Origin of the sequence: Methylobacterium radiodurans, assembly GCF_003173735.1 — a bacterium.
In the GTDB taxonomy this organism is placed as follows: domain Bacteria; phylum Pseudomonadota; class Alphaproteobacteria; order Rhizobiales; family Beijerinckiaceae; genus Methylobacterium; species Methylobacterium radiodurans.
Genome location: NZ_CP029551.1, coordinates 245,634 through 271,085, shown reverse-complemented (window position 1 = coordinate 271,085; position 25,452 = coordinate 245,634). Strand labels below are relative to the sequence as shown.

The following is a 25,452-nucleotide window of genomic DNA, read 5'->3' as shown; positions in this document are numbered from 1 at the left end:
GCTGAACGTCGGCGGCCGCGCGCTTAATCCCGCGCGACTGCCAAACCGTTACCGCGTCGCGCCGAGGCACGCCCGCACCGGTCACTGGTAGGCCGATTCGAGGTTGAGGCTGCAGGTCCGCCCGATCTTGTCGTAGTGTTCGCCGAGCCAAGTTTCGGCCGCCTTGCGCCCCTTGTCGCGCAGGCGCTGGAACACCCGCCAGCGAGCGTCGAGCTTCGACGCGGCGTTGTAGTCCTCCAGCGCGTCGGTGCCGTCGATGCGGTGCACCAGCACCCTCTGGTACTGGCCCTGGCCGAGCACGCCTTCCTCGATCAGCCCGTCCACGAAGTCGATCGCGCGCAGTTCGCGCATCAGGTTGGCGTTGAAGGTGATCTCGTTGAGACGATCCTGGATCTCGCGCTCGGTGCGGGGCGTCTCGCGGCGCTCGACCGGATTGATCTGCACCAGCAGGATGTCGCGGGTCTGGGCACCGCGATGGAGCGGGTAGAGCGCCGGGTTGCCGAGATAGCCGCCGTCCCAGTAGGGCACGCCGTCGATCTCCACCGCCTGGAACACGGTCGGCAGGCAGGCCGAGGCCATCAGGTGGTCCACGGTCAGCCGCTCGCGCTCGAACACCGCGAGCTTGCCGGTCCAGACATTCGTGGCCGAGACGTAGATGCCCGCGGTCTCGGCCTCGCGCAGGCGCTCGAAATCGACCTGGGCGGCGAGCGCCTTGCGCAGCGGGTTGATGTTGAGCGGGTTCGAGACGTAGGGGCTCGGCGTCAGCGCCTTGGTCCAGAACTCGGCGACCGGGTTGCCTTTCCACAGGCTCAGGAAGCTGCTGACGAGGCTGCGGGTGGCGGGGCCGAGATCGCCGTCGAGGCTGACCTCGCGCCAGAACCGCTCCAGCCCCTCGCGGGCGCCGTCCGGGCCGCCCTTGAGCCAGCCGTCCACCAGCACGACCCCGTTCATCGCGCCCGCGCTCGCGCCCGTCACCGCCTCGAAGCCGAGGCGCCCGTCCTCGATCAGATAGTCGAGCACGCCCCAGGTGAAGGCCCCGTGCGCGCCGCCGCCCTGGAGCGCCAGTGCGACGTTCTTCTCCGCCCGCGGACCAGCCAGGATCTGCCGGGGCGGTTGGGTGTGCTCGACCGCGTCCCCGACCGGCATCACGACATCGGTGCTGGGTACGGCAGTTGCCGGATTGTCGGGTTCGGACCCGTGCGGATGCTCGCTCATCATGTCCTCGAACATGGGATGCTGCGCTGCAGTTACAAATGTTGCGTCGCGATAGGCGGCGGCAAGGCCGCGCATGGCGGGCGAGCGAGAACTGCGGATCGGGAGCCGAGGATCCGCTCCACGCTCGCGCGATGTGCGCGGGCGCATGGCTGCATAGGATGGCCGCGTAGGGTTGCGCATGGCACCGCAGCGCGGCGCGAACTCGACATCCGTGCGCGGATGCGACATGACACGCGCGAAAAGGGCCCGTTCCGCACTCCGCACGGCGGTGTGGCTTGACGTTGCGGTCGATCGATCGCAGCTAAACCGCTCCGCGCGCGGTCCGCGCGCGACCCGAATCGTACCGAAGACAGACGCGACGGCAGCGGGCGGCCCGGATCCGCGAGGATCCGCCCCGACGCGCCCGAGGCCTTGGAGCGAAGGTCCCCCGATGGAAGCCATGGACGCCGAGACCCGCCCCGCCAACCCGCTGGCCGGCACAGGGCCGGAGATCGCCGGGCCTGCCCCTCGCCACCGCACCGCCGGCGTCAAGGTCGGCCAGGGCGAGGGCGCGGTCACCGTCGGCGGCGGCGCGCCGATCGTCGTCCAGTCGATGACCAACACCGACACGGCGGACATTGACGCCACCGTCGCGCAGGTCGCCCAACTCGCGCGGGCCGGCTCGGAACTCGTTCGCATCACCGTCGACCGCGACGAGGCGGCCGCCGCCGTGCCGAAGATCCGCGAGCGGCTCGACCGCATCGGCGTGCACGTGCCGCTGGTCGGCGACTTCCACTATATCGGCCACAAGCTCCTGTCCGACCATCCAGCCTGCGCCGAGGCGCTTGCCAAGTACCGGATCAACCCGGGCAATGTCGGCTTCAAGGAGAAGAAGGACACCCAGTTCTCGACCATCATCGAGCAGGCGATCAAGTACGGGAAGACCGTGCGCATCGGCGCCAACTGGGGCTCGCTCGACGGCGAACTCCTCACCCACCTGATGGACGAGAACGCCCGGTCGCCCCGGCCGATCGACGCGCGCGCGGTGATGCGCGAGGCGATGGTGCAGTCGGCGCTCTCCTCCGCGCAGCGGGCCGAGGATCTGGGCCTGCCGAAGGACCGGATCATCCTCTCGGCCAAGGTCTCGGCGGTGCAGGACCTGATCGCGGTCTACCGCGAGGTGGCGCGCCGCTCGGACTACGCGATCCATCTCGGCCTCACCGAGGCGGGCATGGGTACGAAGGGCGTCGTGGCGGCGTCGGCCGCGATCGGCGTGCTCCTGCAGGAGGGCATCGGCGACACGATCCGCTACTCGCTGACGCCGGAGCCAGGCGGCGACCGCACGGTCGAGGTCAAGGTCGCGCAGGAACTGCTGCAGACCATGGGCTTCCGCACCTTCGTGCCGCTGGTGGCCGCCTGCCCGGGCTGCGGGCGCACCACCTCGACCACCTTCCAGGAACTCGCCCGCGACATCCAGAACTGGATCGCGCGCTCGATGCCGGAGTGGAAGAAGACCTATCCGGGCGTCGAGGGCCTCAACGTCGCGGTGATGGGCTGCATCGTGAACGGCCCGGGCGAGTCGAAGCACGCCGATATCGGCATCTCGCTGCCCGGGACCGGCGAGAGCCCGAGCGCCCCGGTCTTCATCGACGGCAAGAAGGCGACGACGCTGCGCGGCGCCAACCTCGCCAAGGATTTCGAGACCCTCGTCACCGATTATATCGAGCGCCGCTTCGGCCAGGGCGCCCGCAACGCGGCCGAGTAAGACGACCGGGTTTCCGAAGGGCCGGAGGTCCTTCGGCGGGGTCCCGGGGCAGCGCCCCGGGCTCGGTTTACCCTACGCGGCGCCCACCCGCGGGCGCGGCACCGGCATCCGCCCCGCCCGGGGATGAGCCGCCTCGAAGGCACTCATCAGCCGGGCGGCATCGACCTTCGTGTAGAGCTGCGTCGTCGAGAGCGAGGCGTGGCCGAGCAGCTCCTGGATCGCGCGCAGCTCGCCCTGCCGGGCCAGCAGGTGCGTGGCGAAGGAGTGCCGGAGCGCGTGGGGCGTGGCGCTCTCCGGCAGGCCGAGGGCCCCGCGGGCGCTGGCCACCGCGTACTGGATGATCCGGGCCGAGAGCGGCCCGCCGCGGGCGCCGACGAAGAGTGGCCCGTCCGGCGGCAGCGGGTGCGGGCAGGCGGCGAGGTAGTCCGCCACCGCCTCGGCCACCACCGGCAGCACCGGCACCATGCGCGGCTTGCCGCCCTTGCCGACGACGGTCAGGGCATCGCTTCCGGGCAGCGGCGCGTCCGCGCGCCGGATGCCGAGCGCCTCCGAGATGCGCAGGCCCGCCCCGTAGAGCAGCGCCAGCACGGCGGCGTCGCGGGCGAGGATCCAGGGCTCGCGGTCCTCGCCCGCGCGCAGGTCCGGATCGGTCAGTGCCCTGGCAGCGGCGACCGGGAGCGGGCGCGGCAGGCGGCGCTCCACCTTCGGTGAGCGCACGGCGCCCAGGGCCGCCACCACGCCGTGCCCCTCGCGCTCCAGGTGGCGGGCGAAGGAGCGCAGCCCCGCGAGCATGCGCATCAGCGAGCGTCCGCCGACCTCGTCGGCCCGGCGCGCAGCCATGAAGCCGCGGATGTCGCGCGGCTTCAGGGCGACGATCGCCGCGATGCCCGGGGTGCCGCCCCGCCGCTCCAGATATCCCAGGAACTGGCGCAGGTCGCGCGCGTAGGCCTCGACGGTGTTGCCCGCCAGCCGGCGCTCCTGGGCGAGCGCGACGCTCCAGCCGCGGATCACGTCACGCAGGGCAAGATCGGCCGGGAGCAGCGCGAGCTCGGCCTTGGTCAGGGGAGCGGCAGGGGGCATCGGGATCTCGACGGGACCGCGGGCGTGGCGTGTCCACGGATCGAGGCCCAACGCCGTTGAGGCCGGGTTAACGCGGCGCGGACTCGGCGGAGACCGCCTACAAGGACTTGCAACCCATCGTCGGCCGGTACGTTGACACGGCACAGCGTGAGCACTCTTCCCGAAGGCGTGCAATGAGCATCTTCCAGATCAAGCAGAAGTCGAACGGCGCCGTGCTTTGGACGGGCTCGGCCGACGACGAGCAGACCGCCCTCGACGCCATGGCGCGCGAGGCCGGGTACCGGGATTTCTCCGCCCTGCCGGACACGTTCCGCGCCGCCGGCATCGAGGCGGCGAAGCTCGACCTGATCTCCTGACGGGATCCACCCGGAAGCCCGCCGCATCACCCGCGGCAGGCTTCCGCACGCGTCGATCCGAGAATGCCTTAGGCCTGCGCCGCGTCCCCGCGCCTGTCCCACCAGGCTGCCCGCTCCGCGATGAATGCCGCCGTCCGGGCGAGCGCACCGGGCTCGGCGAGGCTGCCGATGCGCGCCGGTTCGAGGGCTAACCCCTCCATGACGAGCGTGCGCCAGCGACTGGCATCCGGCCAGCCCTCGTGCATGACGGCCGCGCCGAGCCGTGCTAACCCACGCGCCTTCTCGATCTGCTCGCCGTAGCCCCGCTCCTCCGGCAGGCAGACGAAGCGCTTGCTTCGCGCGGCCACCGTCGCGACGACACCGTCGCCCGCTCCTCCCACGACCAGCGCCGCCCGCGCGATCCAGGGCTCCACGTCCGGCACCCAGCCGTGCAGGTGCAGGTTCGGCGGCGTCACGGCCTCGCCCGTGACGGGGCCGAGCACGTGCCAGTCCCTGTCCGGCACCGCGCGCGCCGCCGCGGCGAGGTCGGCGAGCGCGCCCCCCGCGCCGCCACGGCCGAACACCACGGCGATCGAACCGTCGCCGCCGTCCCGAACTGGGGCTCCGGGGCCGAGGAAACCCGCGTAGTGGGTCTTGGCCCGGACCCAGTCGGAGGTCGTCTCGCTCTCAAGGATCTCGGGAAAAGGGGCAATCAGCCGGTCGGCGCTGCGGAAGGCCTCCAGATGCGGCGGGTCGGTGCGCGTTCCGGCGAGCCGCACCACCAGGGTCGGAAGCGACAGGAGGCGGGCGAACAGGGCGACCTCGCAGGAGACGTCCACCACGAGCAGCGCCGGGTCGGCTTCGGCCGCCCAGGCGGCGATGCGGGCCATCCTGGCGCGCAGGCCCGAATGGCCTAACGGCGCGTAGTGGAAGCTCAGCGGGCGGTCGGCCTCGCCGTCTTGGCCGTCGAAGCCATCAGCCAGCCGGTCGTCCGGCAGGTCGATGACGGTGCCTGGCGCCCCCGCGGTGTCGAGCCCCGCGAAGGTGCCGAGGAATGCGCAGGGGCGGTCCAGCGCTCCCGCGACCGCGCAGGCTCGGTGCCAGTGCCCGGCGCCCTGGTGGTGCACGTAGTAGCCGATGGGGCGCGTCATGATGGGTCCGAGGCGCTAGAGCGCTCGCCGCCGAAGCGTATGCCGGTTCGGCGAAAGAGAGCGCGTCAAAACAAGGACTTAGAACCACTTCCGAGTGCAACGCGAATGGGAGCAGTTCTAAGCCGCCGCCCGCAGCGTGCGGGCGATCCGTTCCAGATCGGCCACGGCCGCGTCGAGGGGAACGAAACGGGCAGGCTCGGCCGCGGCTTCCAGCAGCGCGTGGACGCGCTCGACATAGGCGATGTCGTTCAGGCAGGTGCCGCCCGCGACCGCGGCCTCGATCTCGGCCACCGCCTCTGCGGGCAGGCCGAAGCCGAGGCAGGCGGCGCGGCGGGCGGCCTCGCCGCGGCGCCAGACTTGACGCAGGGCAGCGCGGCGCTCGATGAGAGCGAGCCAGTGCGCGGCCTCGGGCAGCTCGTAGGAGCCGCCGCTCGCCACCGCGTCCGCGCGGCGCGCCATCTCGGTCGCCATGCCGCCGCTGACCCGCCCCTCGCGGCGGGCCGAGACGTGGACCGCGACGGCCGGGCAGTGGCGCAGGCGCGCGCCCTGCCGGGTGAGGCGGGCGACCAGCGCGTTGTCCTCCCCGCAGGGCAGGGCGGGCAGGCCGCCGACCGCCCGGTAGAGATCGGCCCAGAGCGCGAGGCTCGCGGCGGTGTGGTCGCCGTGGCGCGGCGCCGGATCGTGCGGTGGCGGATCGATCAGGTCTTCGAGGGCCCGCACACCCGACCAGTAGCGCTCGATCCGGGCGTGGAGGTCGGCCAGCGCCGGCGGCACCGCGTCCTCGGCGTCGATGACGAGCCGGCCGCCGACCACGTCCGCCGCCCGCAGGGCGGCGCGGTTGGCGGCGAGCCAGTTCGGCGGCACCCAGGCATCGGCGTCGGTGGTGAGCAGGATGCCGTCGGCGTGACCGTCGGCCGCCAGCCAGTCGGCGCCGGCCTCCAGCGCCATCCGGCGGGCGGTACCGACATGAGCATCGGGCGCCGGGATCGCGGCCTCGATCGTGCGCAGCGCCAGGGTCGGCAGCGCGCCCGCAAGGCCGCGCACGATCGCCGGCGTACCGTCGTCGCAGTTGTTGGCGAGCATCACGACGCGCAGCGGCGCGGCCTCGGAGATCCCTTCCTGCGCGGCGAGCGAGCGGAGCAGGCGCGGCAGCCGCTCCGCCTCGTTGCGGGCGGGGATGCAGACGACGGCGCTCACCGGGTCACTCCGCGGCGCTGAGGAGCAGCCGGGGCGCGACCTGCTCGGCAGAGAAGTCCGCTTGCATCTCGACATAGACCGCCTCGTAGCGCGCGGTCATCGCGGCGGCGTCGAAATGCGCCTCGACCCGGTCGCGGCAGGCGCGGCGGCTCAGGGTCGCCGCGCCCAGGATCGCCCGGGCGAGGTCGCTCGGGTCGTCCGCCTCGGCGAGCCGTCCGCAGGAGGCGTCGAGGATCTCCGGCATGGCGCCCCGGCGGAAGGCGGCGACCGGTGTGCCGCAGGCGATCGCCTCGGCCACCACGAGGCCGAAGGGCTCCTCCCAGCGCGGCGTCACCACCGCCACCCGGGCACGGCCGAGATGGGCGGCGAGTTCGCGGTGCGAGAGGTGGCCGAGATGCTGCAGGTCGGGCCCGAGCCGCGGCGCGATCTCACTTTCCCAGTAGGCGGGGTTGAGCTTCGGTCCGGCGAAGACGAGGCGGAGGCCCGCCTCGCGGGCGGCGTCGATCGCGAGGTGCAGGCCCTTCTCCGGCACGATGCGGCCGAACCAGAAGGCGTGCGGCTCGGGGTCGGGCTCGGCGCTGTAGGGGAAGGTGGCGAGATCGATGCCGTTCGGCACGACGTCGAGGGCGGGGATGAGGTCGGTCCACTCGCGGGCCAGGGTCTGCGAGACCGCGAGGTAGCGCATGTCCGGCCGCGCCGCCTCGATCCCGCCGACGAGGGACTCGAAGGGCGGCGTGTGCAGCACCGTCACCCAGGGGATGTCGAAGAGGCCGCTCTCGCGCAGGGGCAGCGCGTGCAGGGAATTGTTGTGCACGAGGTCGAAGCCGCCCGCCGCCACCGCGTCGAGGATCCGGCGATAGGCCGCGTGCTCGGCCGCCTCGATCGCGGCCCAGCGCTCCGGATCGCCCAGATCCTCGCCGGTCGGCGGGCAGACGAAGGTGGCGAGTTCCGGGTCGGAGCCCTCGGAGGCGAAGAGCGTAACGTCGTGCCCGCGGCGCCGAAGCTCCCGCGTCATCAGATGGGTGTGCATCTCGAGGCCGCCCGCGTAGGGCTGGCCGATCGGATACTTGAGATGGGCGATGACAGCGATCTTCACGCGGCGAACCGTGGTTTGAGGTTGCAGCAGTTCGGGAGAATGCTGGACCGGGGCGCGCGGGGAGCTCCGGTGACTGAGCCGTATGGAACGGCATCGGCCATGAAGGTTCGCTGAACCGCGGAGTGGGCTGGGATTAAAAATACGAAGGGGCGGGCGGCGGATGTCATCCGCCGCCCGCCCCTTCGTCGTCCGAGTTTCGGAGCTGCCGGTCCGGCGATGCCCTATTCGAGGCCGAGCGCGACGAAGCGCACGTCGCCCTTGGCGTCCGCGACCTGGAGCAGGACCGACTTGCGGCCCTCCTTCTTGAGCGCGTCGATGCGCTTGGTCACCTCGGCGGGGGTGGTCACGCTCTCCTGGCCGACCTCGACGATGACCTCGCCCGGCTGGATGCGCTTGTCGGCGGCGGTGGAGTTCGGGTCGACGCGGGTGACGACCACGCCCTTGACGTTCTCCTTGATGGAGAAGCGGCGGCGCAGCTCGTCCGTCATCCCCGAGAGGTTGAGGCCGAGCGCTTGGCGCACGGCGTTCTCGGGCTCGGGCTGGCGGGCGTTGGCGAGCTGGGGCCGCTCGTTGTCCTCCAGGCGGCCCAAGGTCACCGACTTGGTCTGCTCGTCGCCCTTGCGCACCACGACCACGTCGACCTTCTGGCCTACCGGGGTCGAGGCGACGATGCGGGGCAGGTCGCTCGAGGCCTTCACCGGGTTGCCGTTGAAGCGGGTGATGACGTCGCCAACCTCGAGGCCCGCCGTCTTGGCCGGGCCCTTCTCGTCCACGCCCGCGACGAGCGCGCCGCGCGCGCCCCCCTTCAGGCCGAGCGCCTCGGCGGTCGCGTCGTCCACGTTCTGGATGCGCACGCCGAGCCAGCCGCGGCGGACCTCGCCGAACTCGCGCAGCTGGTCGATCACGGGCTTGGCCGAGGCGGAGGGCACCGCGAAGCCGATGCCGACCGAGCCGCCGGTCGGCGAGAGAATCGCGGTGTTGATGCCGATGACCTCGCCGTTCATGTTGAACAGGGGACCGCCGGAATTGCCCTTGTTGATGGCCGCGTCCGTCTGGATGTAGTTGTCGTAAGGCCCAGACTCGATGTTGCGCCCGCGCGCCGAGACGATGCCGGCGGAGACCGAGCCGCCGAGCCCGAACGGGTTGCCGATCGCCATCACCCAGTCGCCGGGGCGCAGCTTCTCGGAATCGCCGAAGGGCACGGCCTTGAGCGGGCGCTCCGCGGTGGGCTTCACCCGCAGCACCGCGAGGTCGATCTTCGAGTCCTTGCCGATGATCTCGGCCTTCAGCTTCGTGCCGTCGTGCAGGATGACCTGGATGTCGTTGGCGTCGCCGATGACGTGGTTGTTCGTCACCACGATGCCGGAGGCGTCGATGATGAAGCCGGAGCCGAGCGAGTTGGACTTGCGCTGGGTGCGCGGCTGCTCGCTCTCACCGCCTCCGCCGCCGCGTCCGCCACGGCGGTTGAAGAACTCCTCGAACAGGTCCTCGAAGGGCGTGCCGGGGGGCAGCTGGGGTCCGCTGCGGGTGGAGCGGGACTCGACGGTGGTCGAGGCCGCGATGTTGACCACCGCGTCGGTGACCTGCTCGGCGAGGTCGGCGAGCGATTCCGGGCCGCGCGCGAAGGCCGGAACCGGAAGAACGGCGCCCGCGACGGAGGCGCCGATCAGGGTGGCGGCGAGCAGGCCGCGCGCGCGGGCGAGGACGGGGCGGCCTGAGGCCGGGGCGGGGTTCATGGTCGACCTCTTCAAGGGCGCGTTTCCTCGCGTGGGTGCGGCCGGCGCCTGGGGCGGCGGCCTGTCCGCACCCGCCGGGGCGGGTGCGGAGCGAAGCCATAGATTCGGCGATGCGGGGCCGTCTTCAAGTGCGAAGGGCCCCCGCGATGTCGCAGGGGCCCTTCGGCAGAGGCGTCGGGATCAGCGCGCCGCAGGTTGAGGCGGGTTGGTCGAGCCGGTCGCCCCCGGCTCGGCGCGCGTGGCGGCCCCCTGCGGCGCGCGGCCCTGCGGGTCGCTGAAGTAGCGGAAGAAGTCCGAGTTCGGGCTGATCACCAGCCGTGTCTCGGGGCCCTTCAGCCCGGTCTCGTAGGCCTGCATCGAGCGGTAGAAGGCGAAGAAGTCGGCGTCCTTGCCGAAGGCCTCGGCGAGGATCCGGTTCTTGTCGGCGTCGCCCTGGCCGCGCAGCTTCTCGGCGGTCTGCTGGGCCTCGGCGAGCAGCACCGTGACATCGCGGTCAGCCTTGGCCCGGATGGTCGCGGCGATCTGGTCGCCGTTCGCCCGGATGTCGGCGGCCTCGCGCTCGCGCTCGGTCTTCATCCGCTTGTAGACGGCCGAGGAGTTCGCCGCCGGCAGGTCCACGCGGGTCATGCGCAGATCGACGATCTGGATGCCGAGCGCCTGGGCCTGGCGGTTCACGTCCTCCTGGATCTCGTTCATTAGCCGCGTGCGCTCGGTCTTGACGATGGCGTCGCGGGTCGAGCGGGCCAGCACGTTGCGCAGCGCAGAGTTGGTGAAGCTCGCCAGACGCTGGTTGGCCAGCGCGATGTTGTTCACCGACTGGTAGAAGCGCAGCGGATCCGTGATCCGGTAGCGGGCGAAGGCGTCGACCTCCAGGTTCTGGCGGTCGGCGGTAAGCAGGGTCTGGACCGGCAGGTCGAGGTCCAGAACCCGTTTGTCGAAGAGGACCACGTTCTCCATGAACGGGATCTTGAAGTAGAGGCCCGGCCGGTCCTCGCCGGTCTGGTTCAGCACGGCGCGCACGCGGCCGAACTGGAGCACCAGGGCCTGCTGCATCTGCCCGACGGTGAAGACCGAGGCGTAGAGGGCGACGGCGATCGCGGCCGCGATCACCGCGAGCCCGGTGCGGAGCGTCTGGCCGTTCATCGGGCGGCTCCGGTCTGGGCGGCACCCGGGGCACGGGCTCCGAACTCGGCGAGCGGCAGCACGGGCAGCACGCCGGCGCTGGCGGCGCCGGACGGGCCCTGCCCGTTCTGGTCGATGATCACCTTGTTCACAGACCCCAGCACCTTCTCCATGGTCTCCAGGAACAGCCGCTCGCGGCTCACCGCGGGCGCCAGCTTGTAGGAGGCGTAGACCTCGTCGAATCGGGCGGCCTGGCCGGTGGCGTCGGCCGTCGCCTTGGTCTTGTAGGCCTCGGCGGCCTGCACGATCTGAGCGGCGCGGCCGCGGGCCTGAGGCACCTCGCGGCTGGCGTAGGTCTTGGCCTCGTTCTGGACGGTGTCGGCGTCCTGCTGGGCCGCGTTCACGTCGATGAAGGCGGGCCGGACCTCCGGCGGCGGGTTGACCGAGACGAGCTGCACCACCTCGATGCGCACGCCCGCGCCGTACTCGTCGAGCGCGCTCTGGAGGATCTCCTTGACCTCCTGGGCCACGCTCGACTGCTCGTTGGTGAGGATCGCCTGGATGTTGCGCCGGCCCACCACCTCGCGCATCGCGCTCTCGGCGATGGCCTTGATGGTCCCCTCGGGATTCTGGAGGTTGAACACGAAGTCCGAGGCCTTCAGCGGGTTGACGCGCCACTGCACCTCGAAGTCGAGATCGACGATGTTCTCGTCGCCCGTGAGCATCAGGCTCTCGTCGGGCACGTCCCGCATGGAGGTGCGCCCGCCGCCGGCCGAGCGGAAGCCGATCTGGATCGAGTTGACCTGGCCGACATTCGGCTTGGTCACAGCGCCGACCGGGTAGGGGAAGTTGTAGCGCAGGCCCTCGCCCTTGGAGCCGACGTAGCGGCCGAAGATGGTCTCGATGCCGACCTGGTTCGGGGCGACCGTGTAGAAGCCGGTGAGCAGCCAGACCGCGACGGCGAGCGCGCCGACCGCCGCGATGCCCTTGCCGCTGCCGAGAAGGCTGCCGCCCCCTCCGCCTCCTCCGCCGCCGCCCGGCATCACCCCGCGCAGGCGGTCCTGGCCGCGCCGGAGCAGATCCTCCAGGTTCGGCGGCTGCTTGCCGCCCCCGCCGTTGCCCCAGGGTCCTCCGCCGCCGTTGCCGCCGCGGTTGCCCCACGGCCCACCGCCGCCCCCACCGCCGCTCTGGTTACTCCAAGGCATGCCAGCCGATATCTCCTGCCCGCGGCGAAACGCCATCCGCGCCTCATGCACAGACGGGCGCCGCACCCGCACTCATCCCTGCCCGGAGGCCCCGAAACGCCGTTCCGGAGTTGTCCCAAGCACCTGCCCCAAGCATCTGCCCCAAGCACCTGCGGGGCCGGCGTCGCTGCTGTCAAGGCTCGGAGGTGGGCATCGGGTCGCGCCTTGGCAACCGCTCGCGGCCGCGACCCGGTGACCTTGGCTAACGCGGCGGCTAACGCCGCTCGGCCGGGGGCGGCGCCTCAGCGGACCCGGTCGAGGGTGACGAAGGCGAAGGCGCACTCGTCGTGCGGGCCGGCCTCGTGGGCCTCGCGGGCGGTCTCGCGGAAGGCGCCCGGTTCGAGGGCCGGGAAGTGGGTGTCGCCTGCGTAGTCGCCCGCGACCTCGGTGAGATGGATGCGGTCGGCGTGCGGCAGGGCGAGGCGGTAGATCTCGGCGCCGCCCACCACCATCAGCTCGTCCGTGCCGGCCACCGCCGAGAGCGCGCCCGCCCAATCGTGCACCACCTCGACGCCCTCGGCCGCGAAAGCGGGGTCGCGGGTGAGCACCAGGGTGCGGCGGCCCGGCAGCGGCCGGCCGATCGACTGGTGGGTCTTGCGGCCCATCAGCATGGGCCTGCCCATGGTCAGCGCCTTGAAGCGCTTGAGGTCGCTGCGCAGGTGCCAGGCGAGCCCGTTGTCGCGGCCGATGACGCCGTTGCGCGCGACCGCGACGACGAGGGTGATCAGGGGCGCGGACATCGGATCTCCTCAGACAGCGACCGGCGCGGAGATCGCCGGGTGCGGATCGTAGCCCTCGATCGCGATGTCCTCGAAGCGGAAGGCGAAGAGGTCGCGCACCTCGGGGTTCAGCCGCAGGCGCGGCAGCGGCCGGGGCTCGCGCGCCAGCAGGGCCCGCGTCTGCTCCAGGTGGTTCCGGTAGAGGTGCGCGTCGCCGAAGCTGTGCACGAAGTCGCCCGGCGCGAGGCCGGTCGCCTGCGCCATCATGTGGGTGAGGAGCGCGTAGCTCGCGATGTTGAAGGGGACCCCCAGGAAGACATCGGCCGAGCGCTGGTAGAGCTGGCACGAGAGCCGCCCGTCAGCGACGTAGAACTGGAACAGGCAGTGGCAGGGCGCCAGCGCCATCCGATCGAGGTCGGCCGGGTTCCAGGCCGAGACGACGAGGCGGCGCGAATCCGGGTTGCGGCGGATCTCGTCCACCACCCAGGCGATCTGATCGACGGTGCCGCCCGCGGGCTTCTCCCAGGAGCGCCACTGCCGGCCGTAGACGGGGCCGAGGTCGCCGTTCTCGTCGGCCCACTCGTCCCAGATGGTGACGCCGTTCTCCCGCAGCGCCCGCACGTTGGTGTCGCCGGCGAGGAACCAGAGCAGCTCGTGGATGATCGAGCGCAGGTGCAGCCGCTTGGTGGTCACCAGCGGGAAGCCCTCGCGCAGGTCGAAGCGCATCTGATGGCCGAACACCGACAGGGTGCCGGTGCCGGTCCGGTCCTCCTTCGGGACGCCCTCGTCGAGGATGCGGCGCAGCAGGTCGTGATAGGCTTCCATCCTGGATCTCCTGCCGGATGGTTGCGGGCGTTGCGATCACCAAGCGGTGTCGGCGGCGGGTTATCCCCTGTCCCGAAGCTGTACGCCCGGGCTCGCTTACTCCGGCCAGAGCACGTAGGCGACGAGCGCGAGGTTGCTCCAGCCGTGCAGCGCGATGCAGGGCCAGAGCCGGCCGGTGCGCCAGCGCAGGATCCCGAGGGCGAGCGCCAGCGGCAGCAGCGAGACCGGCCGGGCGAGGCCCCAGCCCGAAGGGCTCGGGAGCGAGACGTGGGCGAGCGCGAAGATCGCCGCCGTGAGCCCGATCGTGGCGGCGGGTCCCAGCACCGCGCGGGCGCGGCGGAAGATCTCGCCGCGCATCAGCAACTCCTCGGCGAAGGGCGCCAGCACCACCACGTAGGCGAGCCAGGCCGCGACCGCCGCGGGCGTCAGCATGGGCGACAGCCGCGTACCCTGGCCGAAGCTCGTGCCGAAATACGCCGCGGTGGCGCTCACCCAGGCGATGTGCACGAGCGGCCACAGGAGCAGGATGAGAAGGAGGTTGCGCGCGCGCATGCCGTTCGGCCGCTCGCGGTCGAGGGCGAGCCGCGCCCGCCAGCCGGCGCCGTCCCGCCACAGGGCCGTGCCGAGCACGAGCCCGGCCAGGAAGATCTGGCGCAGGATGTCGACCGCGAGCGCGCGCCGGGCCAGCGCCATCGCGCCGACGAAGGGGCGGCGCGATGGCGGCAGGAACGGGTCGATCCCGGCCAGGAGGTCGGCGCCGACCCGCACGCAGGCGAGTGCCATCAGGCTCGCGGCCCCGAGATAGAGCGGGACCAGGGCCAGCGTCCCGAGGAGACGCAGCCCGGCGCGCCAACCGGAGGGGCGCGGCGCCGGGGCGAAGACCCCCGAAGCCGGTTCGGAGGCCCGCAACTGGGCGCTTCCGGCAACAGGCGCAGGATCCGGCATCGAGGTGGCAGGATCGGGCTTCAAAACCGGGGCGATCCCCTCTATATTCCCCTTGCCGGTCGCGAGGCCGGCTATGGCGATAAACGTTCTTCGGAATAAACCTATCGGACCCGGGGGCGGTACCCGGCGCCTCCACCCGAGCCCAGGACATGCTGCCGCAAGGCGCGCGTGGACCGGCCTGTGCTTCGGCGGGGGCGAAATAGGATCGACGAGGGCGTAAAGGTAGAGCTTTCGCTCGGCATGGTTCCGCCGTTATCGGGCCTTTGCAATAGTTGCCAACGACAACTTTGCTCCGGTGGCGGTGGCCGCGTAAGCGGTCCCCAATACCGACCTAAAGTCCTAGCGGGTAGCACCGCATAGGCGGGGTTCGGAGGCACCTGGCAACAGAAGCCTCCACTTTCAGTTTTTCCGAACGGCATCGTCCGCGCCTCGCGGTCCGGGTCGTCGGGCCGAGGACGCCGGGCAGCACGACCGCAGATGGCAGACGATCTGATCCGCTACGACCTCCTCGTCCAGGAAGCCCTCAGGGGCGTCGTGCGCAAGGTGCTGACCGATGCCGCCCGGGACGGGCTGATGGGCGAGCACCACTTCTACGTCTCCTTCCGGACAGAGGCTCCGGGCGTGCGCATGTCGCAGGCGCTTCGCGAGAAGTACCCGCAGGACATGACGATCGTGCTCCAGCACCAGTTCTGGGATCTCGGCGTCACCGAGCACGCCTTCGAGGTCGGCCTGTCCTTCTCGGGCGTGCCCGAGCGGCTGCTGGTGCCCTTCGACGCGCTCAGCGGCTTCTTCGATCCGTCCGTCCAGTTCGGCCTGAAGTTCGATCTCAACGAGAATGCCGAGGCGCCCGAGGGCGAGGACGAGCATCCGGCCGCCAAGGCGACGGGCCCGCGCGGCGCGGCCTCGGAGCCGAGCGAGCTGAAGCCGAAGGGCACGGGCCTCGCCACGGTCGGCGGCAGCAACGTGCCGAAGGTGCTGCCCGCCCCCGCCGCGCAGGGGGGGCAGGGCGAGGACAAGCCCGCCCGCCCGGCCCGCAAGGAGGGCGAGGGCGAGGAGAGCGGCGCCGAGGTGGTCAGCCTCGACGCGTTCCGCAAGAAGAGCTGAGCGGCCGATCCTCGGCCCGATCCCTCCGACGTTTCCAGGGGTCCGATGCGGAACGCCACGACGCGCCCGGTTGAGCCCGGTCGCGCCAGCGGCTAACCGCAGGGGGCCAACAACGAGGAAACGCCCCGATGGATGCCACCAGCCTGCGCGCGCTCCAGGCGCCGCTGAAGGACCAGTACCGCCAGAGCCCCGATTCCGCCGTCGTCACCCTGCGGGCGAAGGGTTCGCTCGACGATTCGGGCGTCGCCTGCAAGGTCGAGACCGGACGCGCGCTGGCGGTGGCGGGCCTGCACCCGGCGACCGGCGGCTCCGGCGCCGAACTCTGCTCCGGCGACATGCTGCTCGAGGCCCTCGTCGCCTGCGCGGGCGTGACCCTGAAGGCGGTCGCGACCGCGCTGGAGATCCCCCTGCGCGCGGGCCAGGTCAGCGCCGAGGGGGACCTCGATTTCCGCGGCACGCTCGGCGTCGACAAGGAGGCGCCGGTGGGCTTCCGCGCCATCCGCCTCAGCTTCGCCCTCGACACGGATGCGCCGCAGGAGAAGCTCGACCAGCTCATCAAGCTGACCGAGCGCTACTGCGTGGTGTTCCAGACCCTGAACCACCGGCCCGAGCTGGCGGTCACCGCCACCAAGGGCTGAGGGCGGATCCCGGCGCGGCGCGTCAGACCGCCGCGCGGGGATCGTGCCGGGCGAGGCGGGCGAGCAGGTACGCGACCTCGGCCCGCGCGGTCGCGCTCATCCCGCCCGCGGGCTTGCGCTGCGCGTCCGAGGCGATCAGGCCGCGCCGGGCCATCACGTATTTGCGGATCGCCAGGCCCACGCCCGGCTGCTGCTCGTAGCGCAGCAGGGGCAGGTGGGCGTCGAACAGGTCGTGGGCGGCATCGCGCTCGCCGGCCTGCGCGAGGCGCACCACGTCCACCAGCATGTCGGGGAAGGCGTAGCCGGTCATGGCGCCGTCGGCCCCGCGCTCGCACTCGAAGTCAAGGAACAGGCCGCCGTTGCCGCACAGGATCGAGATGTGGCGCATCGCACCCTCGGCCTCGAAGGCGCGCAACTGCGAGATCTTCTCCAGGCCCGGCCAGTCCTCGTGCTTGAGCATCACGCAGTTGGGGTTCTCCTGGACGATGCGGCGGATCACGCCGGGCGTCATCACCACCGAGAAGTTCAGCGGGTAGTCCTGGATCACGAAGGGTACGTCGGGGCCCACCGCCTCGGCGGCCTGTCGGTAATAGGTCGCGATCTGGTCGTCGGTGCGGAGGGTGCTGGGCGGCGCGATCATCACGCCCGCGGCCCCCGCCTCCATGCTGGCGCGGGCGAGCCCGGCCATCGCGGCAAATCCCGGCGCGGAGACGCCGACGATCACCGGCAGGCTGCCGGCGCGCCGGATGAAGCGGGTGGCGACCGCGATGCCCTCCGCGTGGTCGAGCTTGGGCGCCTCGCCCATCACGCCGAGCACGGTGAGGCCCGTGGCGCCGCAGCCGACATAGAAGTCGGTCAGCCGGTCGATCGAGTCGACGTCGATCCGCCCGTCTGGCTGGAACGGGGTCGGGGCGATCGGGTAGACGCCGCGCGCGGTCGCGTCGAGAGGCATGACGGTTCTCCCTAGGCGCCCGGAACGCGGCGCGGGGCCGGATCTACGCCGCGCAGCGGGCCCGCGCCAACCCTCCCCCGCTAGGGGAGGGAGCGCTTCGCCTCACTCGGCGGCCGCCTCGTAGCTCTCCGGCGGCGGGCAGGAGCAGACGAGGTTGCGGTCGCCGTAGGCGTTGTCGACGCGGTTGACCGGCGGCCAGTACTTGTCCGTCCTGAAGCTGCCCGCCGGGAAGCAGCCGGCCTCACGGGAATAGGGCCGCTCCCAGGCGCCCACGAGGTCCTGCACCGTGTGGGGCGCGTTCTTGAGCGGGTTGTCCGCCCGATCGACGCGGCCCTCCTCGATCGCCCGGATCTCCTCGCGGATCGCCAGCATGGCGTCGCAGAAGCGGTCGATCTCGCCCTTGGTCTCGGACTCGGTGGGCTCGATCATCAGCGTGCCGGCGACCGGCCAGCTCATGGTCGGCGGGTGGAAGCCGCTGTCGATCAGGCGCTTGGCGACGTCCTCGACGGTGATGCCGGCACTTTTCTGGAAGGGGCGCAGGTCCACGATGCACTCGTGCGCGACGCGTCCCCGCTCGCCCGCGTAGAGGATCGGGTAGGCCTGCCCGAGCCGCGCCGCGATGTAGTTGGCGCTGAGGATCGCGACCCGCGTCGCCTGGGCGAGGCCCTTGCCCCCCATCATCAGGCAGTAGCTCCACGAGATCGGCAGGATCGACGCGGAGCCGTAGGCCGACCCCGAGACCGCCCCTTCCTCGCCGGTGCGCGGGTCGGAGGGCAGGAACGGGATCAGGTGCGCCTTGACGCCGATCGGCCCCATGCCGGGCCCGCCGCCGCCGTGCGGGATGCAGAATGTCTTGTGCAGGTTGAGGTGGCTGACGTCGGCCCCGATATCGCCGGGCCGGGCGAGACCCACCAGCGCGTTGAGGTTCGCCCCGTCCAGATAGACCTGACCCCCGTGGAAATGCGTGATCGCGCAGATCTCCCTCACCCGCGTCTCGAACACGCCGTGGGTCGACGGGTAGGTGATCATGCAGGCCGCGAGTTTTTCGGAATGCAGCTCGGCCTTCCTCCGGAAATCCTCCACATCCACGTTGCCGTTCCGGTCGGCGCCGACCACCACCACGCTCATGCCGCACATCTGCGCCGAGGCGGGGTTGGTGCCGTGCGCCGAGGACGGGATCAGGCAGACTGTGCGGTGCGCGTCGCCCCGCGATAGGTGATAGCGGCGGATGGCGAGCAGCCCCGCATACTCGCCCTGCGCGCCCGAGTTCGGCTGCATCGAGATCGCGTCGTAGCCGGTGATCGCGCAGAGTTTTTCCGAGAGATCGCCGATGAGTTCATGATAGCCCGCGGCCTGATCCATCGGGACGTGCGGGTGAACTTCCGAGAATTCCGGCCACGAGATCGGCAGCATCTCGGCCGTGGCGTTGAGCTTCATCGTGCAGGAGCCGAGCGGGATCATCGCCCGGTCGAGCGCGAGGTCGCGGTCGCTGAGCCGGCGCATGTAGCGCGTCATCTCGCTCTCGGCCCGGTTCATGTGGAAGATCGGGTGCGTGAGGTAGGGCGAGGTGCGAACCAAGCCTTCCGGCAGGCGCTGCTCCGGCCAGGCCTCGTCGTGGGGCACGTCGTGGCCGCCGAAGGCGCGCCAGACCGCCTGCAGGATGTCGGGGCGGGTGCGCTCGTCCACCGTGATGCCGATGCGGTCCTCGCCCACTTTCCGCAGGTTCACCCCGTTCTCGACGGCGCTCTGCAGGATCACGCCCTGGAACGGCCCGACATCCACGGTGATCGTGTCGAAGAAGTGCGCCGGCTCGACCCGGAAGCCGAGATCGGTGAGGCCGTCGGCGAGCCGCACCGCGTCCCGGTGCACCCGCTGGGCGATGGCCTTCAGGCCCATCGGCCCGTGATAGACCGCGTACATCGAGGCGATGACCGCGAGCAGCACCTGGCTGGTGCAGATGTTCGAGGTCGCCTTCTCGCGGCGGATGTGCTGCTCGCGGGTCTGGAGGGCGAGGCGGTAGGCGCGGTTGCCGTGGGCGTCGACCGAGACGCCGACGATGCGGCCCGGGAGCGCGCGCTTGTGCGCGTCGCGCGTCGCCATGTAGGCGGCGTGCGGGCCGCCGAAGCCCATCGGTACGCCGTAGCGCTGCATCGAGCCGACCGCGATGTCGGCGCCCATCTCGCCCGGCGGCTTGAGGAGGGTCAGCGCCAGCGGGTCGGCCGCGACCGCCGCGATCGCGCCCGCCCCGTGGAGCGCCGCGATCGGTCCGGAGACGTCGTGGATGGCGCCGTTCACGCCCGGGTACTGGAACAGCGCGCCGAAGACCGAAGCGGGGTCGAGGTCCCTGAAGGGATCGCCCACCACGATGCGCCAGCCGAGCGGCGCGGCGCGCGTGCGCAGCACCGCGATGGTCTGGGGTAGGCAGTCCCGATCGACGAAGAAGGCGTCCTGCTTCGAGGCGGCGACGCGGCGGGCCATGCCCATGGCCTCGGCGGCCGCGGTCGCCTCGTCGAGGAGCGAGGCGTTCGCCACGTCGAGCCCCGTGAGGTCGCAGACGAGCGTCTGGAAATTCAGCAGCGCCTCGAGCCGCCCCTGGCTGATCTCCGGCTGGTAGGGCGAGTAGGCCGTGTACCAGGCCGGGTTCTCGAAGATGTTGCGCTGGATCGCGGGCGGCATGGTGGTGCCGTGGTAGCCCTGGCCGATCAGCGAGACGAGGAGCCGGTTCTTGTCGGCGGTCGCCCGCATCGTCTCGATCGCCCGGCGCTCGGTCAGCGGCTTGCCGAAGGCGAGCGGCGCCGTCTGGCGGATGTCCGGCGGCAGCGTCTCATCCACCAGCGCGTCGAGGCTCTCGGCGCCGCAGGCCTCCAGCATCTGGCCGATCTCGGCGACGGTGGGGCCGATATGGCGGCGGTTGGCGAAGTCGTAGGGATCGTAATGGGTCATCGCCGCCTCCTCACTTCGCGGAATCACTTGGGCAGGGCGGCGTAGGCCGCCTCGTCCAGCAGGGCGTCGAAGGCGGCCGTGTCGGCGAGGCGCATGCGGTAGAGCCAGCCCGCGCCCTGCGGATCGGAGCCGACCGTCTCGGGGGCGTCCACCACGGCGTCGTTGACCTCGGTGACCTCGCCGTCGAGCGGGGCGTATACGTCGGAAGCCGCCTTGACCGACTCGACCACGGCCGCGGAGGCGCCCTTGGTCAGCGCGGCGCCGACCTTCGGCAACTCGACGAAGACGAGGTCGCCGAGCTGCTCGGCCGCGTGCGCGGTGATGCCGACGGTCGCGACGTCGCCATCGAGCCGCAGCCACTCGTGCTCTTCGGTGAATCTCAGCATGGGTCTGCTCCTTGAGAGGCGAAGGGGGAGTGTGAGGGGTCAGCCGCGCTTGAAGCCGGCGGGGACGAAGGGGAGGGGGGCGACGGTGAGGGCGAGCCGCTGGCCGCGCACCTCCGCCAGGACGCGGGTGCCGGGCTCTGCCAGGGCGGCGGGCAGGTAGCCCATCGCGACGGGTGTCCCGAGGCTCGGGCCGAAGCCGCCGGATGTGACGTGGCCGACGGCCGTCTCGCCGCCCTCGGCGAAGAGCGCTGCGCCGGCCCGCACGGGCGCGCGGCCGTCAGCAAGCAGGCCGACGCGGCGGCGCTCCGTGCCGGCCTCCATCTCGGCGAGGATGCGTTCGGCCCCGGGGAAGCCGCCCGGGCGCGCGCCGCCCCGGCGGCGGGCGGGGGAGATCGCCCAGCCGAGCCCGGCCTCGACCGGGCTCGTGGTCGTGTCGATGTCGGCGCCGTGCAGGCACAGGCCCGCTTCGAGGCGCAGGGAATCGCGGGCGCCGAGCCCGACCGGCAGCACGGCCGGATCGGCGAGCAACGCCGCCGCGATCGGCTCGGCCGCGTCCTCCGGCAGCGAGATCTCGAACCCGTCCTCGCCGGTGTAGCCGGAGCGGGTGACGAGGCACTCGGCAGCGAGGATCGCAGCCGTCCGCGCGTCCATGAAGCGCATCGCGGCGACCTCCGGCGCCAGCCGGGCGAGCGCGGCCTCCGCGCCCGGCCCCTGCAGAGCGAGGAGCGCGCGGGGCAGCTCCTCGACGGCGATGGAATCCGGCAGGTTGGCCCGCAGATGCGCGAGGTCGGCGGCCTTGTTCGCCGCGTTGACCACCAGGACGAGGCGGTCGCCGAGATGGGCTACCATCAGGTCGTCCAGGATCCCGCCCGCCGCGTCGGTGAGCAGGCCGTAGCGCTGGCGCCCGGGCTTCAGCCCGAGGATGTCGGCCGGGACCAGCGCCTCCAGGGCGCGCGCGGCCTCGGCCACGTCGTCCGCACGCAGGGCGATCTGGCCCATATGCGAGACGTCGAACAGGCCCGCGGCGGCGCGGGTGTGCAGGTGCTCCTTGAGCAGGCCCGCCGGGTACTGCACCGGCATGGAATAGCCGGCGAACGGCACCATCCGGGCGCCCAGGCGCAGGTGCAGGTCGTTGAGCGGGGTCTTGCGAAGGGGGGCGATCTCGACGGCGTGTGCCGACATCCGGATTCTCCACGACAGCGTGCGTCCGGAAGGCGCCTCACGCGCGTTTCCGGCCTGCCCCCATCTGTCGCGGTTACCTGAGAGCTTCCCCCGGGCTCGCGGCTCGGGGTTTCTCCTTCGGTGGACGCCCTGCGGCGCCTCTCTCCAGATTGTCCAACGATACGGTGATTGTGCCTGAGAGTTTCCGGGGGTGGTTGCTCCGTCGGCGCCATGCCCGACCGTTGCCGGCCGGACTGGGCTCTCCCGTATCGCCCTTATCGGACGAGGCGATCAAAGCACGCCCGGGTGGCCCGGCGCAACAGCCGGCGGCGCTCGGATGTTTCAGACCCCGCGATCCGTATCGCGCCGGACCGACGATATCGGCCGAAGTGGCATTAACATGCGTGATTTTCGGGCGTTTCGGTTGTTGTGTAATAATCGTTCACTATCGTTTACTTGTAAGAACTTCCGCGGAGGTTCGCCATGAGAGCCGCCCCGAGAGCCGGTCTGAGCGCACCGGCCAGGACCGTCATCGCCCACGCCGCCTACCTCACCGTCGTCGGGCTCGCCTTCCTGCTCGCCCCCGAGCGCGTGGCGTGGCTGCTCGATGTGACGGGCGAGCCCTACCTCGTCCGTGTCATCGGGCTCCTGACGCTCTGCTTCGCCGCCTACTACGCGCAGTTCGCGCGGCACGAGGACCGGCCGCTGATCGGCGCGAGCGTCCCTGTCCGGTTCTGCCTCGCCGCCGCCTTCGTCCTGCTGGTGATGGCCGACCTCGCCCCGATGCCCCTCCTCGCCTTCGCGCTGGTGGACGTCGTCGGGGCGGCGGCGACGGCCCTGGCCCTACGAGGCCGCCCGACCGTGGGGCCACTCCCGGCCCATTGAGGGGCCGCCGCGCTCCTCAGGCTTATCACGTCGGCTGATCCACGCGGCCCGCCCCTCCCGTCCGGCAGAGCACCGGGCCACGCGGGCTCTGACCGCGGCCGGGCTGTCCGCCGAGATGCGGCGTCCGGGACGATTCCCCGCTCTCAGGCCCTGGCCGCGCGTCCGACCGCCGGAGCGGCCCGCCGCGTCCGGGCGGTGCGGCGACGCAGGAGGTAGAGCGTGATCCCGGTCGCCGCGAAGAGCGGCATGGCGAGCGAGGCGAGGCCGAAGATCAGGGTGAAGACCGGACCGAAGAAGCGCCCGCGATGCACCTCCAGCATGTTGTCGGCGATCTGCCGGCCGAGCGTCTTGTCGCCGGGCCGCACGGCCGCGAGGAAGCTGCCGCTCGCGGCGTCGTAGGTGAGGTCGGTGCGGCTGCTCGGGCCGTCGCCGGGCCGGGCGAGGTAGCGGATCCGGATGTTCGGCTCGCCGCGCTCGCCGGGCATCGAGAGCACGGCGAGCGCGGCGTTCGCGCCTTCCCCGGTCGTGAAGGTCTGCCACGCCGCGTCGAGGGCCGCCGGGCGGCGCTCGCCGCGGCCGCCGTCACGCCGGCCTGCGCCGGCCTGACGCTGCGGGCGCGCCTCGGGCCAGCTTCCGGTGAGCAGGTAGGTCGCGCCCGCCCGGTAGGCGTCGTAGGACCACCATAGGCCCGTCAGGGCGATGACGGCGTAGACCGGGATCACCCAGGTCCCGACGACCGCGTGGAGCGACCACCAGCGCGGACGGCCCGGCCGGGCCAGGGCCGGCCGCAGCCAGATCCGCCACCGGTGCAGCTTCGGCCAGCGCAGGTAGAGGCCCGTGGCGAGGAACACGAGGAGCGCGACCGCGCAGAGCCCCGTGACCGTGCGCCCCCAGCCGCGCCCGCCGCCGGGGATGAGCAGCCAGCGGTGCAGGGACCGGATCGTGTCGAAGGCCTCCTCGCCCGCGACCGCGCCGCGGTCGGCGCCGTCGTAGGGATCGACGTAGTGCGAGGCCGGGTGCTCGCCGGGCCCGGTTCCGGCGAAGCGCACGCGCACCGCCCGGCCCGGATCGCCGGGGATGCTCAGGGCGGTGACCCGCTGACCCGGCACCTGCGCCTCGATGCGGGCAACGAGCGCTTCCGGCCCGAGCCGCGCGCGGTCGCCGGCCTCAACCGCCGCGGTCCGCGCGTTGAGCGCCTCGACGATGGCCTCCTCGTAGCTCATCAGCGCGCCGGTGACGCCCATCAGCGCCAGGACGAGCCCGGCGGTGAGGCCGAGCGCCCAGTGGGTGCGGAACAGGATCGTGCGGAGCATCGGGCGCTGCGGCAAACGGTTGGTCTTCGGCGGATCTGCGCGCTGAGCCGGCGGTCGGGCTGTTCAGCGGACGGCCGACCTATTGGCCCGAGGATCGCGCGGTCAAGACCACATTCGCCGCGCCGAGCAGAATAAAGATCCGCGTTTTTATCGATTCCAATCTGGCCGATAGGGTCCCCGCTCTCCGATACCGTCCGGCAACATTGTGCGGATCTTGCGTCTTGCGGCCGCCGCGGGCGCGCGTGAGCCGCCCGCCGGCTCCTCCTGCCGCCCGTCCGCCAGAGGCTCAGCGCGCGCCCGCGGCCTCGCCGACGGTGTCGGCCATGCGGGCGTCGCGGTGCCCGAGCGGCTCGGGCCTTCCCCGCGTGGTGTCGTGGGCGGTCTGGTGCTCCATCTCGGCGTTCACCTCTGCGCCGATCAGCACAATGATGGTCGAGATCCAGATCCAAGTCATGAAGCCGATGGCTGCTCCCAGCGAGCCGTAGGTCTTGTTGTAGGAACCGAAATTCGAGACGTACCACGAGAACAGGAGCGAGCCGGCGAGCCAGAGGAAGCTCGCGAGCGCGCTGCCCCAGGTCACCCAGCGCCAGCGCGGCGCGTCGCGGCTCGGCCCGAAGCGGTAGAGCACCGCGAGCCCGAACAGCACCACCACGAACAGGGCCGGCCAGCGCAGGAGCGCCACGTACCACGCGTCCGTGGTCAGCCCGACCGTGTTGAACAGGATCGGCAGCACCACGATGCCGACGAGCGCCAGCACGATGAACAGCAGGGCGCCCGCGGTGAAGCAGAGCGAGACGAGATTGAGCTTCAGGAAGTTCCGCTTCTCGCGCTCCTCGTAGACGATGTTGAGCGCGTCGAAGACGCTCTTCATGCCCCCGTTCGCGCTCCAGAGCGAGAGCAGGATGCCGGTGAGCACGGTGAGCCCGAGCTTGCGGTCGCCGGCCTCGGTGAGCCGCTTCACCTGATCGCCGACGATCTCGACCGCGCCGGAGGGCAGCACCCCCTGCAGGCTCTCCAGATGGCGGCCGATCTCGGCCGGGTCGGCGAACAAGCCGTAGAGGGAGACCAGCGCCGCCACCGCCGGGAAGATCGCCAGCAGCACGTAGAAGGTCACGCCCGCCGCGACCGAGATCAGCCGGTTCTCCGAGACGTCGTGGAAGACCCGCAGGCCGATGTCCTTCCAGCCAGCCGCCGGAATGTCCGAGGGGGTGCGGGCCTGCCGCCCGCGATGCGCCTCGCGCTTCGAGACCCGCTCGGCCTCGGGGCCCGCATGCGAGCCCGACGGCTCCCGCGCCGGCTCGGAGGCGCCCGTGCGTGCGGGCGCCGCGGACGCGGAGGCCGCGCCCGCTCGGGTCCCGCGTCGCGGCAGCGCGACGAGGCCGATCAGCGCCGCCGAGAGGGCGATCGTCCAGAGCGCGCCGCCTCCATCGTTCCGGGCGGCGGGTTCGGCTGGCATCGGCGGTTCTCCTGGCATCCTGTCGGCATCCCATTCGTCGGGGCCACGCGGACAACCCAGCGTTGCGCGTTCCGGTTTCATTCCAGGGCCGGGGCGGGTTCCCGGTGCCGTCCGGCACGCCGCCGCGGTGCGGGATAAGCTAAGGCGTTCGGGGACGATGCGGATTTTCTTTTCCCGCGACCGTTCCAGCCGCCGCCGCGACGTT

22 protein-coding genes, 1 other RNA gene and 1 riboswitch are annotated in these 25,452 nt (G+C 71.8%); of the genes, 6 read left to right on the top strand and 17 right to left on the bottom strand.

Features of this window, described 5'->3' with window-relative positions; genetic code table 11:
- Positions 1-81: 81 nt before the first annotated feature.
- On the bottom strand, positions 82-1,215 hold the full coding sequence (locus DK427_RS01145) for a patatin-like phospholipase family protein (RefSeq protein ID WP_109953918.1): 1,134 nt from the start codon (positions 1,213-1,215) through the stop codon (positions 82-84).
- A 430-nt stretch (positions 1,216-1,645) separates the two neighbouring features.
- On the opposite strand from DK427_RS01145, the gene ispG reads away from it, so the two are divergent.
- Entirely contained in the window at positions 1,646-2,959 is a 1,314-nt protein-coding gene (gene ispG / locus DK427_RS01140) for a flavodoxin-dependent (E)-4-hydroxy-3-methylbut-2-enyl-diphosphate synthase (RefSeq protein WP_109949658.1), read from the top strand.
- A gap of 72 nt (positions 2,960-3,031) precedes the next feature.
- Here ispG and DK427_RS01135 read toward each other — a convergent pair whose 3' ends face one another.
- Positions 3,032-4,039, bottom strand: coding sequence for a tyrosine recombinase XerC (locus DK427_RS01135; protein WP_109949657.1), 1,008 nt, complete (start codon positions 4,037-4,039; stop codon positions 3,032-3,034).
- Between the two features lie 173 nt (positions 4,040-4,212).
- Here DK427_RS01135 and DK427_RS01130 point away from each other — a divergent pair, with 173 nt between their 5' ends.
- Positions 4,213-4,395, top strand: coding sequence for a hypothetical protein (locus DK427_RS01130; protein WP_109949656.1), 183 nt, complete (start codon positions 4,213-4,215; stop codon positions 4,393-4,395).
- A gap of 68 nt (positions 4,396-4,463) precedes the next feature.
- Here DK427_RS01130 and DK427_RS01125 read toward each other — a convergent pair whose 3' ends face one another.
- The 9 genes from DK427_RS01125 to DK427_RS01080 all read right to left on the bottom strand — a co-directional run bounded on the left by DK427_RS01125 (position 4,464) and on the right by DK427_RS01080 (position 14,409).
- Positions 4,464-5,525 carry a glycosyltransferase gene (locus DK427_RS01125; RefSeq protein WP_109949655.1) on the bottom strand — a complete coding sequence of 354 codons (1,062 nt, stop codon included), beginning with the start codon at positions 5,523-5,525 and terminating at the stop codon, positions 4,464-4,466.
- A gap of 117 nt (positions 5,526-5,642) precedes the next feature.
- Positions 5,643-6,797 (bottom strand): glycosyltransferase family 2 protein, encoded by a 1,155-nt coding sequence (locus tag DK427_RS01120; RefSeq protein ID WP_109949654.1) that lies wholly within the window; start codon positions 6,795-6,797, stop codon positions 5,643-5,645.
- Positions 6,727-7,818, bottom strand: a complete 1,092-nt coding sequence (locus DK427_RS01115; RefSeq protein ID WP_109949653.1) for a glycosyltransferase family 4 protein — start codon at positions 7,816-7,818, stop codon at positions 6,727-6,729. The genes DK427_RS01120 and DK427_RS01115 overlap by 71 nt, the downstream gene beginning before the upstream one ends.
- Positions 7,819-8,039: 221 nt before the next feature.
- Positions 8,040-9,554: a DegQ family serine endoprotease gene (locus tag DK427_RS01110; protein WP_109949652.1), complete on the bottom strand. Its 1,515-nt coding sequence runs from the start codon at positions 9,552-9,554 to the stop codon at positions 8,040-8,042.
- 180 nt (positions 9,555-9,734) lie between these two features.
- Positions 9,735-10,697, bottom strand: coding sequence for a protease modulator HflC (gene hflC, locus DK427_RS01100; protein WP_109949650.1), 963 nt, complete (start codon positions 10,695-10,697; stop codon positions 9,735-9,737).
- Entirely contained in the window at positions 10,694-11,881 is a 1,188-nt protein-coding gene (gene hflK / locus DK427_RS01095) for an FtsH protease activity modulator HflK (RefSeq protein WP_109949649.1), read from the bottom strand. Before hflK ends, hflC begins: the two co-directional genes overlap by 4 nt.
- Before the next feature lie 281 nt (positions 11,882-12,162).
- Complete coding sequence (locus DK427_RS01090) at positions 12,163-12,660, bottom strand: dihydrofolate reductase (protein ID WP_109949648.1); 498 nt, start codon at positions 12,658-12,660, stop codon at positions 12,163-12,165.
- A 9-nt stretch (positions 12,661-12,669) separates the two neighbouring features.
- Positions 12,670-13,464, bottom strand: coding sequence for a thymidylate synthase (locus DK427_RS01085; RefSeq protein ID WP_109949647.1), 795 nt, complete (start codon positions 13,462-13,464; stop codon positions 12,670-12,672).
- Positions 13,465-13,560: 96 nt separating this feature from the next.
- Positions 13,561-14,409: a CPBP family intramembrane glutamic endopeptidase gene (locus DK427_RS01080; protein WP_109953917.1), complete on the bottom strand. Its 849-nt coding sequence runs from the start codon at positions 14,407-14,409 to the stop codon at positions 13,561-13,563.
- 15 nt (positions 14,410-14,424) lie between these two features.
- On the opposite strand from DK427_RS01080, the gene ssrA reads away from it, so the two are divergent.
- From ssrA to DK427_RS01065, 3 genes are all read left to right on the top strand, one after another.
- Positions 14,425-14,807, top strand: a transfer-messenger RNA (tmRNA) gene (ssrA, locus tag DK427_RS01075).
- Between the two features lie 79 nt (positions 14,808-14,886).
- On the top strand, positions 14,887-15,513 hold the full coding sequence (locus DK427_RS01070) for an SspB family protein (RefSeq protein ID WP_109949646.1): 627 nt from the start codon (positions 14,887-14,889) through the stop codon (positions 15,511-15,513).
- A 128-nt stretch (positions 15,514-15,641) separates the two neighbouring features.
- Positions 15,642-16,151, top strand: a complete 510-nt coding sequence (locus tag DK427_RS01065) for an OsmC family protein (protein ID WP_109949645.1) — start codon at positions 15,642-15,644, stop codon at positions 16,149-16,151.
- A gap of 22 nt (positions 16,152-16,173) precedes the next feature.
- Here the strand turns inward: DK427_RS01065 and DK427_RS01060 are convergent, their stop codons facing one another.
- From DK427_RS01060 to gcvT, 4 genes are all read right to left on the bottom strand, one after another.
- A complete protein-coding gene (locus DK427_RS01060) occupies positions 16,174-17,103 on the bottom strand; it encodes a dihydrodipicolinate synthase family protein (protein WP_109949644.1) in 930 nt (309 codons plus the stop codon).
- A 102-nt stretch (positions 17,104-17,205) separates the two neighbouring features.
- Entirely contained in the window at positions 17,206-20,046 is a 2,841-nt protein-coding gene (gcvP, locus tag DK427_RS01055; RefSeq protein WP_109949643.1) for an aminomethyl-transferring glycine dehydrogenase, read from the bottom strand.
- A gap of 23 nt (positions 20,047-20,069) precedes the next feature.
- A complete protein-coding gene (gene gcvH, locus DK427_RS01050) occupies positions 20,070-20,432 on the bottom strand; it encodes a glycine cleavage system protein GcvH (protein ID WP_109949642.1) in 363 nt (120 codons plus the stop codon).
- 39 nt (positions 20,433-20,471) lie between these two features.
- Positions 20,472-21,614, bottom strand: coding sequence for a glycine cleavage system aminomethyltransferase GcvT (gcvT, locus tag DK427_RS01045; protein WP_109949641.1), 1,143 nt, complete (start codon positions 21,612-21,614; stop codon positions 20,472-20,474).
- Between the two features lie 54 nt (positions 21,615-21,668).
- Positions 21,669-21,772: riboswitch (glycine riboswitch) on the bottom strand.
- Positions 21,773-22,076: 304 nt separating this feature from the next.
- Here gcvT and DK427_RS01040 point away from each other — a divergent pair.
- The gene (locus DK427_RS01040) at positions 22,077-22,478 is read left to right on the top strand and encodes a hypothetical protein (protein ID WP_109949640.1); all 402 of its coding nucleotides are present in this window, start codon (positions 22,077-22,079) and stop codon (positions 22,476-22,478) included.
- A gap of 143 nt (positions 22,479-22,621) precedes the next feature.
- Here DK427_RS01040 and DK427_RS01035 read toward each other — a convergent pair whose 3' ends face one another.
- Together DK427_RS01035 and DK427_RS01030 are read right to left on the bottom strand one after the other, a co-directional pair.
- Complete coding sequence (locus DK427_RS01035; RefSeq protein WP_109949639.1) at positions 22,622-23,791, bottom strand: PepSY-associated TM helix domain-containing protein; 1,170 nt, start codon at positions 23,789-23,791, stop codon at positions 22,622-22,624.
- A 286-nt stretch (positions 23,792-24,077) separates the two neighbouring features.
- Positions 24,078-25,265, bottom strand: coding sequence for a YihY/virulence factor BrkB family protein (locus DK427_RS01030; RefSeq protein ID WP_109949638.1), 1,188 nt, complete (start codon positions 25,263-25,265; stop codon positions 24,078-24,080).
- Between the last annotated feature and the right edge of the window lie 187 nt (positions 25,266-25,452).

Coding starts and splice junctions, on each gene's coding strand:
- DK427_RS01145 (WP_109953918.1), bottom strand. CDS start 1,215: ATGAGCGAGCATCCGCACGGGTCCGAACCCGACAATCCGGCAACTGCC.
- ispG (WP_109949658.1), top strand. CDS start 1,646: ATGGAAGCCATGGACGCCGAGACCCGCCCCGCCAACCCGCTGGCCGGC.
- DK427_RS01135 (WP_109949657.1), bottom strand. CDS start 4,039: ATGCCCCCTGCCGCTCCCCTGACCAAGGCCGAGCTCGCGCTGCTCCCG.
- DK427_RS01130 (WP_109949656.1), top strand. CDS start 4,213: ATGAGCATCTTCCAGATCAAGCAGAAGTCGAACGGCGCCGTGCTTTGG.
- DK427_RS01125 (WP_109949655.1), bottom strand. CDS start 5,525: ATGACGCGCCCCATCGGCTACTACGTGCACCACCAGGGCGCCGGGCAC.
- DK427_RS01120 (WP_109949654.1), bottom strand. CDS start 6,797: ATGTCGAGATGCAAGCGGACTTCTCTGCCGAGCAGGTCGCGCCCCGGC.
- DK427_RS01110 (WP_109949652.1), bottom strand. CDS start 9,554: ATGAACCCCGCCCCGGCCTCAGGCCGCCCCGTCCTCGCCCGCGCGCGC.
- hflC (WP_109949650.1), bottom strand. CDS start 10,697: ATGAACGGCCAGACGCTCCGCACCGGGCTCGCGGTGATCGCGGCCGCG.
- hflK (WP_109949649.1), bottom strand. CDS start 11,881: ATGCCTTGGAGTAACCAGAGCGGCGGTGGGGGCGGCGGTGGGCCGTGG.
- DK427_RS01090 (WP_109949648.1), bottom strand. CDS start 12,660: ATGTCCGCGCCCCTGATCACCCTCGTCGTCGCGGTCGCGCGCAACGGC.
- DK427_RS01085 (WP_109949647.1), bottom strand. CDS start 13,464: ATGGAAGCCTATCACGACCTGCTGCGCCGCATCCTCGACGAGGGCGTC.
- DK427_RS01080 (WP_109953917.1), bottom strand. CDS start 14,409: ATGCCGGATCCTGCGCCTGTTGCCGGAAGCGCCCAGTTGCGGGCCTCC.
- DK427_RS01070 (WP_109949646.1), top strand. CDS start 14,887: ATGGCAGACGATCTGATCCGCTACGACCTCCTCGTCCAGGAAGCCCTC.
- DK427_RS01065 (WP_109949645.1), top strand. CDS start 15,642: ATGGATGCCACCAGCCTGCGCGCGCTCCAGGCGCCGCTGAAGGACCAG.
- DK427_RS01060 (WP_109949644.1), bottom strand. CDS start 17,103: ATGCCTCTCGACGCGACCGCGCGCGGCGTCTACCCGATCGCCCCGACC.
- gcvP (WP_109949643.1), bottom strand. CDS start 20,046: ATGACCCATTACGATCCCTACGACTTCGCCAACCGCCGCCATATCGGC.
- gcvH (WP_109949642.1), bottom strand. CDS start 20,432: ATGCTGAGATTCACCGAAGAGCACGAGTGGCTGCGGCTCGATGGCGAC.
- gcvT (WP_109949641.1), bottom strand. CDS start 21,614: ATGTCGGCACACGCCGTCGAGATCGCCCCCCTTCGCAAGACCCCGCTC.
- DK427_RS01040 (WP_109949640.1), top strand. CDS start 22,077: ATGAGAGCCGCCCCGAGAGCCGGTCTGAGCGCACCGGCCAGGACCGTC.
- DK427_RS01035 (WP_109949639.1), bottom strand. CDS start 23,791: ATGCTCCGCACGATCCTGTTCCGCACCCACTGGGCGCTCGGCCTCACC.
- DK427_RS01030 (WP_109949638.1), bottom strand. CDS start 25,265: ATGCCAGGAGAACCGCCGATGCCAGCCGAACCCGCCGCCCGGAACGAT.